Source organism: uncultured Maribacter sp. (assembly GCF_947500405.1).
Lineage (GTDB): Bacteria > Bacteroidota > Bacteroidia > Flavobacteriales > Flavobacteriaceae > Maribacter_B.
Map to the genome: position 1 here is coordinate 43,489 of NZ_CANMRY010000009.1, position 17,855 is coordinate 61,343.

The 17,855-nt window shown below is 31.2% G+C and carries 7 protein-coding genes; 6 read left to right on the plus strand and 1 reads right to left on the minus strand.

What is annotated here, in order from left to right; all coding sequences use genetic code 11:
• Positions 1 to 79: 79 nt before the first annotated feature.
• From Q0945_RS12660 to Q0945_RS12685, 6 genes are all read left to right on the plus strand, one after another.
• Positions 80 to 4,243: a two-component regulator propeller domain-containing protein gene (locus Q0945_RS12660; protein ID WP_299435095.1), complete on the plus strand. Its 4,164-nt coding sequence runs from the start codon at positions 80 to 82 to the stop codon at positions 4,241 to 4,243.
• Between the two features lie 552 nt (positions 4,244 to 4,795).
• Complete coding sequence (locus Q0945_RS12665) at positions 4,796 to 7,447, plus strand: glycoside hydrolase family 3 C-terminal domain-containing protein (protein WP_299435097.1); 2,652 nt, start codon at positions 4,796 to 4,798, stop codon at positions 7,445 to 7,447.
• A gap of 39 nt (positions 7,448 to 7,486) precedes the next feature.
• Complete coding sequence (locus Q0945_RS12670; RefSeq protein ID WP_299435099.1) at positions 7,487 to 10,639, plus strand: TonB-dependent receptor; 3,153 nt, start codon at positions 7,487 to 7,489, stop codon at positions 10,637 to 10,639.
• A gap of 19 nt (positions 10,640 to 10,658) precedes the next feature.
• On the plus strand, positions 10,659 to 12,176 hold the full coding sequence (locus Q0945_RS12675; RefSeq protein WP_299435101.1) for a RagB/SusD family nutrient uptake outer membrane protein: 1,518 nt from the start codon (positions 10,659 to 10,661) through the stop codon (positions 12,174 to 12,176).
• Positions 12,177 to 12,185: 9 nt separating this feature from the next.
• Positions 12,186 to 13,316, plus strand: coding sequence for an IPT/TIG domain-containing protein (locus Q0945_RS12680; RefSeq protein ID WP_299435103.1), 1,131 nt, complete (start codon positions 12,186 to 12,188; stop codon positions 13,314 to 13,316).
• Between the two features lie 66 nt (positions 13,317 to 13,382).
• Entirely contained in the window at positions 13,383 to 14,789 is a 1,407-nt protein-coding gene (locus Q0945_RS12685; RefSeq protein ID WP_299435105.1) for an endo-1,4-beta-xylanase, read from the plus strand.
• A gap of 488 nt (positions 14,790 to 15,277) precedes the next feature.
• Here the strand turns inward: Q0945_RS12685 and Q0945_RS12690 are convergent, their stop codons facing one another.
• Positions 15,278 to 17,482, minus strand: a complete 2,205-nt coding sequence (locus Q0945_RS12690) for a glycoside hydrolase family 3 C-terminal domain-containing protein (protein WP_299435107.1) — start codon at positions 17,480 to 17,482, stop codon at positions 15,278 to 15,280.
• Between the last annotated feature and the right edge of the window lie 373 nt (positions 17,483 to 17,855).

Here is a 17,855-nt window from a genome sequence, read left to right on the forward strand (position 1 = left end):
CTAATAATTAAGAAAGAATAAATAAAAAGTATTATTTTAAAACAAAAAAACCACAATAAATTGTTGAAAAAGTCATAGTATGAAATATACTTACTTATATATTTGTCTATGCTTTTTGAGTCTAAATTTATATTCACAGAGTAAAATTGAAAAATTTGATTTTGTTAACATAAAACAAGGAGATTCAAAAGTAGCAGTAACAACTATTATACAGGATCATTATGGCTTTATTTGGCTTGGAACTGCAGGCGTGGGATTAAACCGTTTTGATGGAATAGATTATGTAAACTATAAACATTCTTCTATAGATAGTACGTCAATTAGTAGTAGTCTTATTTATAGCTCATTTTTAGACAAAGAAAACCGATTATGGTTTGGAACAGAAGAAGGTTTAAATCTATATGATAGAAATTTAGATCAGTTTAAAAGAGTGCCTATTAATAATATTAAAACTAAAAAAAAAGAAATTCTATCTATTCGCAGTTTATGCGGAGACCATAATAATAATTTATTTATAGGAACTTTTGGCAAAGGTATATATAAATTAAACCTTAGTACTTTAAAGGTCGAAAAAGTCTCTATAACTAAAGAAATTAGTAATTCATTTTTCAAGGTTTTTGATTTAAAATGTAATGCAGAAGGCAAAATATTTGCTGGAACAAATTCTGGTTTATTAGAGTATAATTCTAAACTAAATAAATTTAGCCTCACCAAAGTTAACAATAAAAAAGGGGTAATACGCAACACCGTAAATTCACTTATAATAGATCATAAAAATATATGGGTAGGAACAGAATCTGAAGGTTTAATAAGTTTAAAGTATTTAGGCCCAGAACCTTCACGCTATGATATAGTTACATCTAAAATAACAAATAAAAGACTACTTGCATTAGTTAAACTATCTGATGGGAGTATACTTTGTGGGAGTGAAAATGATGGTCTTTTTCATGTAAATTCTAATGGAAAAATAGTAAACAAGTACTTAAATGACAAAAAGGACGAAAAAAGCATATTGTCTAATTCCATCTGGTCCCTTTTTAGAGATAAAGATAACAGAATTTGGATGGGATATTACAATAGTGGCGTTGGCATATATGATGATCTATTTGATAAATTTAATCACATTGAAAGTGTAAAAAATAATAACAGTTCTTTATCCAATCCATCCGTAACTGGTTTAATTCAAGATGAACAAGGCAGGTTATGGATTAGTCTTGATGGAGGTGGCGTTGATATTTATGACTTAAAAACTCACAGTTTTTCTCATGTTAATACAACTGAAAGTGGCTCCTATTCTGGGTTAAAAAGCGATTATATAGAGTGTATTTTTATAGACAGCAAAAAAAATATTTGGTTAGGTAGTTGGAATGATGGTATTTTTCTCTTGCCAAAAGGCTCTAGAAAATTTATAAATTATACTAGTGAAAATACTGGAGGGGATTTAGCATCTAATACTATTATGAGTATTACGGAAGATAAACAAGGAACTATATGGATTGGTAGTTTCTACAAAGGATTGCACTCCTTTAATCCAATTACAAAAAAAATTACGCACTATAATTCAGAACCTTTTATAGTTAACAACCTAATCAATGTTGATGTTAGAAAGATTCTTGTAGACGCAAGGCAAAATATATGGGTAGGATCAACCCAAGGTTTATTTAAAGTAGTTATAGGATCTAATAATAAACTTTATGTTACCTCCTACGAAAATAAAATGGCTGAAGAGTTTAGTAATAAAATTACTTCAAGTCACATAACAACACTTTGTGAATCATCAGACAAACAAAAAATTTGGATTGGAACCAGAGGAGCGGGGTTATGTATGTTAAACATTAAAGAAGAAACCTTTAGTTGGTATAATAAACAAAATGGACTTTTAGGAGAAAATATAGCTAGCATTGAAGAAAATAATGTTGGTAATTTATGGATAAGTAGTAATTCTGGTTTGTATAAATATGATATAGAAAAAGAAATTTTCACCAATTTCACGTATAATGATGGTTTGCTATCAAACGATTTTAATATAAACTCCTCACTTAAGGACAAAGAAGGTAATTTGTATTTCGGAAACTATCAAGGCGTAGACTATTTTAATCCAGACAATATTAAAACAAATATAACTTTACCATCTGTTTATTTAACAGATTTTAAATTGTTTAATAAAAAGGTAATTCCTAATAAAGAAAAAAGCCCTTTAAATAAAGTTATATCCGAAACTAACAATATAATACTAAATCACAAGCAATCTGTTTTTACTATTGATTATACAGCAGTTAACTATACTAGGCCAGAAAAAAATCAGTTTGCATATTATTTGGAAGGGTTAGAAAATTCATGGAATTACGTTGGTAATATACGAAATGCGACATATACAAATTTAGATTATGGCACTTATATATTTAAATTAAAAGCTGCTAATAACGATGGTGTTTGGAATGAGACACCAAAAAGCCTAACAATAACAATATTATCCCCTTGGTGGAAAACAAATTGGGCATTATTTGGTTATATAGCATTATTTTTATTGGCATTGTTTTTATTAAACAAGGTAACTCAAGAAAGAATACAAGAAAAACAATTACTTAGTTATGAAAGGAAAACTAGGAAACAAAAGGAGGAGCTAAATGAAAAAAAATTTCAATTTTTCACCAATATTTCACACGAATTTAGAACACCTTTAACCTTAATAATCAACCCATTAGAAGATATTCTAAGCGACAAAAGTTTAAATATTCCACAAATAGTAAAAACAAAGCTTAACACAGTTCACAAAAATACGGACAGGCTACATAGGTTAATAACTGAGCTCCTAGATTTTAGAAAGCTTGAATTAAATAAAGTTAGAATAAAAGCATGTAATCTAAATCTTGTTGTACTTTTAAAAGATGTTGCGAGTCATTTTAAAGAAGAAGCCTTATTAAAAAACATATCATTATCTGTAGACACTACAAATCCTGACATCTTTGTTTGGGCAGATAAAAGTATGTTAGAAAAAGTAATTTTTAATTTACTTTCAAATGCAATTAAAGTTACTCCAAATGCAGGCACAATTGATGTGGAAGTTTGTATAAAGCAAGATAAAATCATACTTCCCTTAGTTAGTGATTATAACCCAGTTAATGTGGCACAAATTGTTATTTCAGATTCTGGCCCAGGAATTGACGAAAAACAAGTAGAAAAAATATTCGATAGATTTTATCAAGTAGAAAATTTAAACAAAACATATTATGGAGGAACTGGAATTGGTTTAGAGGTGGTAAAAAGTTTTGTTGAATTACATAAAGGTAGTATAAAGGTTAAAAGTGAATTTGGTAAAGGAACTAGTTTTAAAATTTACTTACCAATAGGGAAAACACACTTTAAAAAAAACGAATTGGTAATAGATGTTCAAGATGATAAAGATGAAGTTTTTATTAGAGAACACATAATAAATGAAGAAAAAGACTTAGAATCTAATGAACTAAAAAACAAATCTAAACTAAATACATTATTGATTGTAGAAGATAATTTAGAGCTTCAAAATTATTTAAAAGAAGAACTTAAAAATGAATACAAAATTTACACCGCTAAAAATGGTTTTGAAGGCTTAGAAATAGCTGAAAAAATACTACCAGATGTAATTATTACAGATGTAATTATGCCAAAAATGGATGGATTCCTTTTTTGTAAAAAAATAAAAAGTGACATTAAAACCAGTCATATTCCACTACTAATGCTTACTGCAAAAGCTAGAATAAATAATAGAATGGAAGGTATAGAGCTTGGTGCAGATGCATATATGGTTAAACCTTTTAATTTAAGACTTCTAAGATTACGATTAGCCCAGCTAATTACAAGCAGAAAGCTAATTTTTAATAAATATTTTAGTGTAATAAGTGAACTCCCAAATAATGTAAACACAACTTCTTTAGATAAAGAATTTATTGAAAAAGTTCTTAATTATATAAATGAAAATATTAGTAATCCAGAATTAAGTGTAGAAATTTTAGCTTCAGAATTAAACTTAAGCAAGAGTCAATTTTACAGAAAAATTAAAGCCCTAACAAGCCAAACTGCAAATGAATTTTTGAGAAATATAAGGCTTCAAAAGGCTAAACAAATTTTAGAAATAGGCAGTGCAAATGTGGGCGAAGTATCTTTCAAAGTAGGCTTTTCGTCTCACTCTTATTTTACAAGGTGTTTTAAAAACTATTATGGAATACTTCCAACAGAAGTAGAAGGTAATGATCTCCAGCAATAATTTTTTATAGTATATAGATTATAATCTGACTCTTAAATAACTATAAGTGTAATCTTATTTTTTCTTTTAGCATTATATAATCTATCAATCTTTTCTGTTTTACAAAGTCTATACCTAGGCAAAATAATATCCTTTTTTTCATCAGTACATCCCAAACAGTTAAAAAACTAATCCTTATAAAAATTTAATCTATTAAGAACATTCTATTTGTAATAATACGTACCCCTTATACTTTATTTAAAAGCACATTATTCTTTTAAAAAACGTGATAACATTAGTGTAAATTATTATGCACTTTTTTGTAAAAAACACAGCATATGAACCTGTCTTACGCAAAATGCTTAAAAAGTATTAACAAATGCTTAACAATTAATAAATAGCACTAAACCTTTTATATAAATTTGATTTTATCATGAAAATTAAATCCTCTAAAAAAAAAGAGTTAATAGAAGTAATACTTATAATAGCATTAGTTGGACTTATGCTATTTTTCTTCTTCTTTTTTATTTAAATACAGTAACAATTTCCACCTTCAAAAAATGTAAAGTAAAAATGATTAATACGCATAAAATAAAAAAAAATAAGCTCTCAATATTTTTTTTAATTGGATTATTAGGAATCCTATCATGTAAAAACACTAACAACAGTAGTGAATTTAAATTTCAAAATACAGCTCTAAATGTGCAAGAACGAGTTGAAGATTTAATAAATCAAATGACGTTGAAAGAGAAAGTTTCTCAAATGCGTTATGATGCACCAGCAATAGAGCGGTTAGGTGTTCCAGAATATAATTGGTGGAATGAATGTTTACATGGGGTTGCAAGAGCAGGTGAAGCCACTGTTTTTCCTCAAGGTATTGGCATGGGATCTACATGGAACCCTGATTTAATTTTTGAAATGGGAGAAGTAGTTTCAGACGAAGCAAGAGCTAAGCATCATAAATTCGTTTCAGAAGGTAAAAGAGGTATATATCAAGGGCTTACGTTTTGGACACCTAACATCAACATTTTTAGAGATCCTAGATGGGGAAGAGGTCAAGAAACATATGGAGAAGACCCTTATTTAACTAGTAGAATAGGTGTTAATTATATAAAAGGGCTTCAAGGAGATGACGAAAATCATTATAAAGTAATTGCAACTGCAAAGCATTTTGCAGTGCACAGCGGTCCAGAAAAATCTAGACATGAAGACAATTACCAAACATCTAATAAAGATCTTTATGAAACATATTTACCCGCATTTGAGGCTGCTATAAAAGAGGCAAAAGTACATTCTGTTATGTGTGCATATAATAGATATAGAGACGAAGCCTGCTGTGGCAGCAACTTATTATTAAATAAGATATTAAGAGACGATTGGGCTTTTGATGGTTATGTGGTATCTGATTGTTGGGCAATTAATGATTTCTGGGAACCCAATAAACACGATTTGGTTGAGACACCGGAAGAAGCTGCTGCACTAGCTATAGACAGAGGAACGGATTTAAATTGCGGAAGTGTTTACGACCCAAGTTTAAGTGAAGCCGTTTTAAAAGAATTAATAGATGAAAGTAAAATTGATATTGCTTTATCTAGATTATTTACTGCACGTTTTAAATTAGGAATGTTTGATCCAGATGAAAAAGTAAAATGGTCAAAAATTCCTTATGAAGTTGTTACAAGTAAACATCATTATGATTTATCTGAAAAAGTAGCTAGGGAGTCTATGGTACTTTTAAAAAATGATAATAATACATTACCATTAAGTAAAAACATTAAGTCTATAGCTGTAATAGGCCCAAATGCTAATTCAGATCAGGCCTTATTAGGAAACTACCACGGGACTTCAAAAAACAATATTACTCCGCTTTTAGCTATTAAAAATAAATTACCTAATGCTACAATAAATTATGCCTTAGGAAGTGATTTAGCTATAGGTTGGCCAATGTTAACACCTGTACCAAATACGGTTCTTAAAAATGGAGACTCTAAAGGTTTAAAAGGTGATTATTATAAAAATAGAAATTGGGAAGGACAGCCAGAGTTTACTAGAACCGATAAAACAATAGACTTTACTTGGGTAACTAAAAGACCATTAGACAATATAGAAAAAGATGATTTTTCAGTGAGATGGACTGGAGAATTAGTTCCTAAAGAAAGTGGTAATTACAGAATTGGATTAAAAGCTAGTAGTGGTGGAAAATTATATTTTAATGATTCTTTGCAGTTTAAATTTAGTGATGATCATGAGCCAAAAACAAAATATTTTGATGTTGAATTAGTTAAAGGAAAATCTAATACTATAAAAATTGAATATTTTAATTACCATGCAGACCCTCAAGCACAACTGGTATGGGCTAAAACAGACCAAGATTTAATAACTCCCGCCATTAAAGCTGCAAAAAAATCTGAAGTAGTTATCTTATGCTTAGGTCTCTCTCCATCAATTGAAGGGGAAGAAATGCCTGTTTTACTAGAAGGCTTTGATAAGGGTGATCGTTCAGATATTACATTACCAAAAACTCAAATTGAGTTAATGAAAAAAATTCAGGCGCTAGGTAAGCCAACTATCTTGGTTTTAATGAACGGTAGTGCTTTGGCTGTAAATTGGGCAGCAGATAATGTTCCTGCCATTTTAGAAGCATGGTACCCTGGAGAATTTGGAGGTAACGCTATTGCAGATGTTTTGTTTGGAGATTATAATCCTGCAGGAAGGCTACCTGTAACTTTTTATAAATCGGTAAACGATTTGCCCGATTTTAAAAATTACAACATAGAAAACAGAACCTATAAATACTTTAAAGGAGACCCGTTGTTTCCTTTTGGACATGGTTTAAGTTACACGAATTTTACATATTCCAATCTAAACATTCCTAAAATAGTTAGTATTGGCCACGATATTGAAGTGAGTGTTAATGTAAAAAATACTGGAGCAATTGAAGGGGATGAAGTGGTACAATTATACATTTCTCATGAAGGAAAAGAGAATGCAGCTATAAGAACTTTAGTAGAGTTCAAAAGAGTTCATTTAAAAGCTGGCGAAACAAAAAAACTCAGCTATAATATAAATCCAAAAAAGTACGCTTTAATAAATGAAGATGGTAAAACTATAATGGAACCAGGAACTTTAGTGTTAACCGTTGGCGGAAAACAACCAGGTTTTAAAGGTCTTTCAAATACCCATACAACAAATGTACTGGAGAAAAGAATAATATTAAAAAAATAATTAACTATTCAACTAAATTAATAACTTAAACTAACTAATATGATAAAATTAAAATTTTTAGGTATTGTACTGACCATATTATGCATACAAAATGCCTTTTCACAGACCAATACGGTCTCTGGTTTAGTTACAGATAAAGCAGGTGTTCCGATACCCGGAGTAAATGTAATTTTAAAAAACACCGCAAACGGCACGTCAACAGATTTTGACGGAAAATATATAATTAACAATGTAAGCAAAAATAATGTTTTAGTATTTAGTTACTTAGGATTTGCTACACAAGAAATTGAATATAAAAGGAATAATGTTATAAACATTTCTTTATCAGAAGATGCTTCAGAATTAGATGAAGTAGTATTAATTGGTTATGGTACTTCTAAGAGAAAGGATCTAACAGGAGCAATATCTTCTGTTTCTGTTGATGAGTTAAAAGACCAGCCTTTTTCTTCTGTTGACCAGGCCTTAACAGGTAAAGCAGCTGGTGTCACAGTATCCCAGAATTCTGGAGCACCCGGAGGAGGCGTTTCTATAAAAATTAGAGGTATAACATCTCTTTATGGAAATGAACCCTTATATGTTATCGATGGCACTCCGATTTTTGCAGATAGAAATAATACCTCTTTAGACCTAGGATCTGCTACAGGAGGTGGTTCTGGGCAAAATGTTAATTCCGCCTTATCTGGTTTAAATATGTCAGACATTGAATCAATAGATATTTTAAAAGATGCATCTGCTACAGCTATCTATGGGGCTAATGGTTCTAATGGAGTTGTTTTAATAACAACAAAAAAAGGAAAAAGAGGTAAAACTACTATTTCTTTTGATAATTATACGGGTATTCAAAGTGTTACTAAATATAACGACATGATGAATTTGCAACAATATGCCCAATATACGAGTGATCTTTTAAAATCTGATAATAGAGATGTTCCTTTTATATTTCAAGATCCTAGTTTGCTAGGTGAAGGTACAAATTGGCAAGAAGAAATTTTTAGAAGTGCACTAATTACAAATAACCAACTTGCAGTTTCTGGAGAAAAAGATGGAACACGATATTACACATCGCTTGGCTATTTTAATCAAGAAGGCGTTATTGTTAATACAGATTTTGAAAGAATTTCAATGCGTTTAAATATCGAAACAAAAGTTAATGATTGGTTCAAAGTAGGTAACAATATATCATTAAGTAATGTTAAACAACGTATTGTAAAGAATGATGATAGGGGTGGTATTGTTTCTTCAGCTTTACGATTAAGCCCTTTAATACCAGTTAGGTATCCAGACGGCAGTTATGGCGCTCCTGGGGGTGGTGTAAATGGTGCTTCTAATAATTATGAAGCGGTAAACCCTGTTGCTTATTCAGAATTCGTTAACAATATTGATAAAAAATTTAAGATTAATGGTAACTTATTCGCTGAAATAGCATTCTTAAAAAATTTAACTTTTAGAAGTGAATTAGGATATGATTTAAATGCAGGAGACAGTAGAGTATTCATTCCTACATATGAAAACATTGGTACCGCTGCAAATGAAGTAAATTCATCGCTTAAACAGCAAGATCAAGGTTACTATTGGACTGTTAAAAACTTTTTAACATACAACAACGCTTTGGATAAACATAATATAAATGTAGTCTTAGGCCAAGAAAGACAAAAAAGTAATTTTGAGTATTTAAGAGGTTCCAGAAGAGATTTAGAAGGGAACAATGAGTTTGACAACTTAGTTTTAGGGTTAAAATCGACATCAGAAGTAGACAACCAAAGTTTTGCTTGGGCAATGCAATCCTATATTGCAAGAGCAAATTACAATTATGATAGTAAGTATTACTTAACAGCTTCTATGAGAGCTGATGCATCTTCAAACTTTGGACCAAATAATAAATGGGGATATTTTCCTGCACTTTCTGGTGCTTGGACCATTTCAAATGAAAACTTCATGAAATCTTCATCGGGTCCAATAAATTATTTAAAATTACGCGCAGGTTATGGTGAAGTTGGTAATCAAAATATTCCTAGCTTTTTATATCAAACACAGTTTTCTGCCGTTCCTTCATCTAGTGGGCTATCCTATGTTTATTCAGTAGACGGGAACCCTGATATTAAGTGGGAAACTTTGAAATCTACGAATATTGGTTTGGAAATTGGCTTGTTAGATAATGCCATTAGATTAGATCTTGACTTATATCAAAAGAAATCTTCAGATTTATTAATTCAAAGACCAGCAGATGATAGAACAGCAGGTAGAGTTTTACCTTATGAAAACATTGGTGAAATGGTTAATAAAGGGTTAGATATAAAGTTGAACACAAGAAATTATGAAACTGATGATTTTTCATGGAATTCTACTTTTATATATTCAACATTCACCAACGAATTAACAGAATTCTATGGAGGTACAAAACCATTAACGGCAAACATACCGCAATCGGACGGAGAATTATTATATAGTTATGTTGAAGAAGGACAATCTTTAGGACAAATTTATGGTTATGTCACAGATGGTATTTTTAGAACCCAACAAGAAGTTGATGAAAGTGCTGTTCAAGTTCCAGGAAAAACCAGTGTGGGAGATATTAAATTCAAAGATTTAAATAACGATGGCGAAATTACCCTTGACGACAGAACGTATATAGGATCTGCTCTTCCTAAATTTACTTTTAGTGTTAATAATAATGTTACCTATAAGAACTTTGATTTAAGTGTTGTATTAAATGGATCATATGGTAATAAAATATACAATCAAAATAGATTTTACACCGAAGCATTACGTTTCTTGGGAGAAAATCAATCTACCGATGCTCTAAATCACTTTGTTGTAAATTATTTACCAGATGGAGTTACTTTGGATGATGAAGCAAATATTGCTCAAAATACCAATATTCCAAGAATTGATTTAGCAAACGGTAATTCAAATACAAGAGTATCTGATCGCTTTGTAGAAGACGGTTCTTATTTAAGAATCCAAAACATTACAATGGGATATAATTTAAGTCCCGAGTTTTTAAGCAAAACTAACCTCTTTACTAAGGCGAGGCTATACCTTTCAGGACAAAATTTATTTACTTTCACTAAATATTCTGGTCTAGATCCAGAAATTGGAAGCAGAAATTCAGACATAAGATATGCTGGTTTAGATGTGGGTAGATACCCTTTAGCAAAGACCATAACCTTAGGTGTTAATCTAACATTTTAAAAATTTAAAATTGATTATTATGAAAAAACAAATAAAAAAAGTATTGATATTATTGACTGTCATACTTTCCATAGTATCATGTTCAGATGATTTCACCGAGTTAAGATCGGAGAATTCATTATGTGTAGACTGTTTACCTCCTGGAGCATCCCCTTATGAAGGCATTCAAAATGGATTGTATACAAAAGGATGGTTCGATTATAACTTTAAGGGTATGATAACCCAAGGAGACACCTATGCTGGTAATGTATGGGCTAACGATGGTGAATTTAGACCATTTGCAGAAGCATCTGTTTTAAATGATAATGCTGTCCTGAATAGTAATTGGACAGCGTTATTTTCTGTAGTGAACCAATCTAATTCATTAATACAAGATTTGATCAGGGACAAAGATAATATCCCCGAAGATGCTTATAACCAAGGTATTGGGGTGTCTAAGTTCATGAGAGCCACAGCCTATTACTATTTAGTAAGAATTTGGGGGGCCGTTCCAATTTTTGACGAAAACTCCGATGGGATAAATGCCAATAGGAATTTAGAGTCTGATGTTTATAAATTCATCGAGATAGATTTGGCAGATGCCGTAGAAAAATTGACAACAGAACCAAAAACAGGAAGAATTGGCAAATACTCTGCCATGGGTATGTTGGCAAAAGTGAAATTAAATTTAAAAAAATATGATGAGGCTGCCAATTTATGTAGAGGGGTTATAGAAAGTGGCAAGTTCGATTTGCTAGAAGAATATGGAAATTTATTTAACAACCCAAATTTTAACAATAGCATAGAGAGTTTGTTCTCATTACAATGGACAGTTAATTGTAATGAATGGGGTACGCAGAATACCGAACAAGCCTTTATAGTACCATCTGGCTCTGGTATAACCGGAGGTGGAGATGGCTGGGGTTCTTATATGCCTACCATTGATCTGCCAGGATTGTACGAAGATGGAGATAAAAGGAGAAAACCCTCTGTTATGATAGATGGCGATGTATATCCTGAGCTATTAAGTAAAAAAGGGGGATATACATTCGACAAGTTACCTTCTCAGACCGCATTAAACTTCAGAAAATATATTGTTGGTTCGCCAGATGATGGATATAATGTTTGCTTCATGCGAACAGATCAAAACACAAATATGCTAAGATATGCAGATATTTTATTAATGATGGCCGAAGCTAAATTAGCAGACAATGCTTCTACCTCAGATGGTGAAGCACTATCAGCTTTTAATAGGGTACGTTCACGTGCAGGTTTAAGTTCGGTAAGTACCATAACTCAAGCCAGTTTATTTAAAGAAAGAAGAATAGAATTTTTATTGGAAGGGCAATATTATTTTGATTTACAACGTAGAAATAGAGCGGATGCATTAGCAGAAATCGCTGCCCAAGAGCGAGGTTTTTATGGTGATGACGCCAGAACAGAGTTGAATTCCATTAAAGTAACTCCAACAGATGATTTCTTTTCTATGCCGCTACCATCGGGTGCTATAAGTATCAATGAGAATTTGACAGCTGAACCGGTTCCTTTTAATTTTTAAACTACAATTATGAAAAATTTGATAAAAATATATTTAGTTACGGCAATTTTTGGCCTTACGTTATTTTCATGTTCAGAAGATGAAGTTGAAATACCAATAATAGCGACTTTTTCTTCGCAAACAAATCCTAATGCATCAGGTACTCCTGGTGAGTTGCTTAAGATTGAAGGCACAAATTTAGCTGGTTTGGAAAAAATTATTCTGGATAATACATTGGAAGTATCTTTTAATCCTAATTTGAATTCTGAAAATGCGATCTTTTTCAATATACCTAATTATGATTTTGAAGATCCATATAATTTTGGTGTTCAGCCTATAAAGTTCATAACAGCGAATGGGGAAGTTGATTCTCAAATAAATATTATACAACCTACACCAGTTTTCGATAATTTAAGCATACCTAATCCTAAACTTGGTGAAAAAGTAACCATAAAAGGCAATTGGTTTATAGGTATTCAATCAGTAACTTTTGGAGGGGAACCAATAGAGTATAATCTAGTTTCGGATCAAGAAATATACTTTATAGTGCCTACTGATGCAACCGAAGGGCAGCATGTTGTTATTACAACCAATGCAGGAAGCACGGCAATCGTGGAGCCAGGTCCTGGTATCGGAAACACTACGTTCGTTGATATTAATTTTGGATTTGTAGATTACTTGTTTGAAGATTTTGACGGCAATGGTTTGTACACTAGTACTTGGGGGTTTTATGGTGATGCAGGTGATTTGTCTGTAACAGCAGTAGGTGAGACTGGTAATTGTGCCCAATATGATTATAATGGAGCAACAGCAAATGGGTATAATGGATGTCAAAATAATGAAGCTGGAGCTTTTTTACCTAGTTCAGCTACTGAAGCATCTAAAGTAACTTTCAAAATGATGGTAAATGCAGATGCAGGTTCGTCTTTTGATGTGATTCTAGATACTTGGGCTTATAATTTTACCGTTACGACTAGTGGGTGGCAAGAAGTTTCAGTTAGTTTAGATCAATTTGGATCTAATTACAACCCTGGGAATGCTGCAACGGATACAGAAAAAGTTGATCCATCTGGTGTATTACAAGTAAAAGTCTCTTTACCTAATAACGGTACTGCATCAAGCGTGAAATTTGACGATATTAAATTTAGAGTAGCGGAGTAATTAGATGTAAAATAGAACAAAAGGTTACTATTTTTAAACCTAGTAACCTTTTTTATAAATAAAAAAATGATAATTAATCACAAAAAAATACTAGGAATAGCTTTTTTAATGATGTTTACATTGCTATTGGGCTGTAGCAAAAATGGCAGTAATCCCCCTCCTGAGCCAGATACTGTTTTAGGAACTCCTTTTGCTTCAAATGCAAGCAATATTACAAATACTTCTTTCAATGTAAATTGGGTTATATTACCCGAAGCGGAAAGCTATTTGATTGATGTTTCTACATCCAACAGTTTTTCTACTTTTGTTACCGGGTATAATACGCTAGAAAAAAGTGGAAGTACGGTTGAAGTTACTGGACTTTCTCCGGGTCTTACATACTATTATAGAGTAAGAGCTAAGAAAGGTGCTGAAATTTCTAATAACTCTAATGTTATAACAGTTACTACTACCGGTGTCCAAGCTGAAGACCCAACTTTCTTAAAGGTTAAAGCAAACGCTTTAGAAAACCCTTTTTATGTAGGGGTGGCAGTAAAATCCAATCAACTAACAGAAGGGAGTAGTTATGATACAGTGCTAAAAAATGAATTTAGTAGTATTACAGCTGAGTATGAAATGAAAATGAATCCAATATCTACAGGGAGCGGAACTTATAATTGGAGTGCTGCTGATAAAATAGTTCAATACGGAAATGATAATGGGATTAATGTTCATGGCCATGCTTTAGTATGGCATAATGCAGTACCTGATTGGTTATCTAATTTTTCGGGCACAGATTCTGAATTTGCATTAGAAGTAAAAAAATACATCACAGATGTAGTTACTCGCTACGCTGGAAAGATACAGTCATGGGATGTAGTAAATGAAGCAGTTGATGATAATGGTACTATGAGAAACACTATTTTTCTCCAAAAAATGGGAGCCAATTACATTAAAGATTGCTACCAATGGGCCAGAGATGCTGCAAATGCAGCTGGTGACACCAACTTAATATTGTTCTACAATGATTATGCTACATCAACTAATATCCCTAAACAGGACAAAGTGTTTAGTATCGTAGATGATTTAATGACAAGTAACCTTATTGACGGTGTTGGTTTTCAGATGCACAATACTTACTTAAGCCCTACTAAAGAACAAATAGAAACCGATATTAATAGAGCTGTTGTTTTAGGGTTAAAAGTTCATGTTTCTGAGTTGGATATTCAAGTGAATCAAAATAATGATATCACTCACCTTACAGAGGAAAGAAATTTGGCTCAAAAAGATAAATATAAAGAGATTGTTACAATATATAATGCACTTCCTAAGGCAAATAAATATGCCTTAACAGTGTGGGGATTTAAAGACAATGAGTCTTGGATACCTTTTAGTACAGATTTAAATCATCCAGGAGATGACTGGCCATTATTATATAATAATAAATTTGAAATTAAAAGTGCCCATACAGGGTTTTTAGAGGGATTAGATTGAGTTTTGTTAGTATTGGAGGATCGTCTGGAGAGAAATTTTCAGGCGATTTTTTTTGCGCTAAGATTAAAAATTTTACGCAATATTTATTTAAAGAATTTATAGCCTAAAGATGTTATTTCTTTGCACTGATTACATTTTTTATACGCAGTAAGGTTCGCTTATTGGTTTATGACTTTTTTTCTATTACACACTTATTTAAATTACTGAAACCATTTTTTGATGAAGAATAAATGCGTAATTCATTTCTTTTTCTAAATATCATTTTTATAAAACAGTAAAATATATTAAAGTACTAGAACTCTTTTTTAGAGAAAGGAACCATGTAAAAAAAGAGTCATTTAACATTCTTAAATTCTATTAAAAATATTTCTCAGGCACCAAAAATAAATACGTTTTAAAATCAAAGAAAAATCTCAGATTAGTAACCTAACCTGAGATTTTAAAGATAATTGTAATGGGGATATGTTTTTTTTAGTGTAGTGTTAAAATTACTTAACACTTATTGTTATGGTTTTAGTAACGTTGTTAGAAGCATTACCTACGTAAACTGTATAAGTTCCTTTTTCAATATTCCAATTAGAAATAGATTCATCATAAAAAGCTAATGAACTTATAGGAATACTTATATTAATAATTTTTGAATCTCCTTTGTCAAGATTTACTTTTTCAAAACCTTTTAATTCTTTTAAAGCACGTTTAACTTTAGATTTTTCTTTTCCTATATAGATTTGAACAACTTCGGAACCTTTAATTTCTCCTGTATTAGTTACTTTACATGATACATTTATAGTATCATGTAAGGAATATTTTGTTTTATTAGTTTCAATTTCAGAAAGGTTAAAATTTGTATAAGATAAACCAAAACCAAAAGCATATTGTGGTTCAATTTCTTTTGTGTCATGCCAACGGTAACCAACTAAAATGTCTTCTTTGTAATATTGATTTGTACCGTCTCCAGGGTACGATAATTCACCATAAAAATGAGCGCCATTGTCTTTTAATTTCTTTGGAAATGAAAAAGGTAATTTCCCTGAAGGATTTACATCTCCACTAACAACATCTGCAATAGCATGACCAGCCATACTACCTAAATACCATGTTTGTAATAACCCATCAATTTTAGATAACCAAGGCATATCTACAGCATTTCCTGTTACTAAAAGCATTCCTAATTTGGGATTTATAGCTTTTAATTGATCTATTAATTCTTCTTGATTATATGGTAATTTATAAGACTGCCTGTCATCACCTTCACAATCTTGCAAATGGCTTTTGTTAAGTCCGCCAATGTACAATATAATATCTGCTTTTTTTGCGATTCCTAAGGCTTCTACTCTAAGAGAATCTTGATTAAATTTAGATGGAATTACATTATCATAAACAGATGGTCCGGTTGCATAACCCATGGCATGAATTATTTTAGCTTTTTTGTAGCGTTGTTTTAAGCCTTCAAGTGGTGAAATTTCAAATTGAGGTTTTAGTTCTGAAGAACCTCCGCCTGCTGTCATAGAACGTGTAGCATTTTCACCAATAACGGCAATAGTTAAACCTTCTTTGTCTTCAATAGGGAAAAAATTATTTTCATTTTTTAACAATACAATGCCTTCTGTAGCTACTTTTTTAGCAACATCATGGTGTTCCTTATTATTTATTCTACCAAAGCCTCTACTTAAATTCATATTAGTACGATATCTTAAACGCAAAATTCTTCGAACCTTATCGTTAATAATTGACTCCGAAATATCTCCTGATTTTAATAATTCTAAAAATGGGTTTGCTAAAAAATAATTATCATAATGGTTTTTAGAGTTTGACCCTAACCCATCGGTACCTGTTCCCATTTCAATATCTAATCCATAAAGTGCTGCTTCTTTAGTAGAATGAGCAGAACTCCAATCGCTTATTACTACTCCATCAAACCCCCAGTCTTTCTTCAATATTTTATAAAGTGTAGGATTATGAGTAGTATATGTACCTCTAAATTTATTGTAAGCACCCATAATAGTCCATACTTTTCCTTCTAGTACAGCTGCTTTAAATGCAGGCAAATATATCTCATACAAAGCTCTATCACTAACTTCTACGTTAATAGTATTTCGCAAATGTTCTTGATTGTTTAAAGCAAAATGCTTTACACAAGCAGCAACCCCATTTTTTTGTACACCTTTAATATATGGAACTACCATTTTTGAAGCTAGATACGGATCCTCCCCTAAATACTCAAAGTTTCTTCCGTTTAAAGGTGTTCTGTATATATTTACACCTGGTCCTAATAATACATCTTTCTCTCTATAAAGTGCTTCTTCACCTATACTAACACCAAACTGAGAAGATAACTTAGGGTTAAATGTTGCTGCTAAACATGTAAGCGCAGGAAAAGCAGTTATAGAATCATTGGTCCAACCAGCATAGTTCCATGAATCCCAGCTTATTTCTGCTCTAACGCCATGGGGACCGTCAGACATCCATATTTCTGGAATACCTAATCTTTCAACACCCTTTGTGCTAAACTTTGATTGTGCATGGCACATAGCTACTTTTTCTTCTAGCGTTAGCAACATTAGAATACTATCTATTTTTTTATCAGAAACTTTTGGAATTATTTTTTCTAATAAATTGTTTTGCGAGAATATAATGTTAAAAAATAAAAATAATATTACCGAAATATAACGATGCTTTAGAGTACTCTTCATGAATAATTAATTTTAAAAAATGAATAGCTGTAAAACTACTTCAAAGACCAGTATTGCTTTAATACAAATTAAGCATTTGTTAGAATTTTTATTGTAACAACTAGTTTTACTAGTTACCTATATGTGCAGATATTTTTTAATTCCTATTTAAAAGTATAAAGATAATTTAGCATTATTAAGTTACACCTTTTACCATTTAAGTTTTGGAGTTTTTAACAATGATTTTATATAAGGTTTTATTATTTACCCCTTAGTTTAATTTTTCTTTTTTTAAATATATGTTCTTCAAATTTTCTTTTTTCCAATACCTTGCCTTCTACTAAAATTATTAATATACTAATGGAAAAATCTAGTTTTTATTTACATAATTACA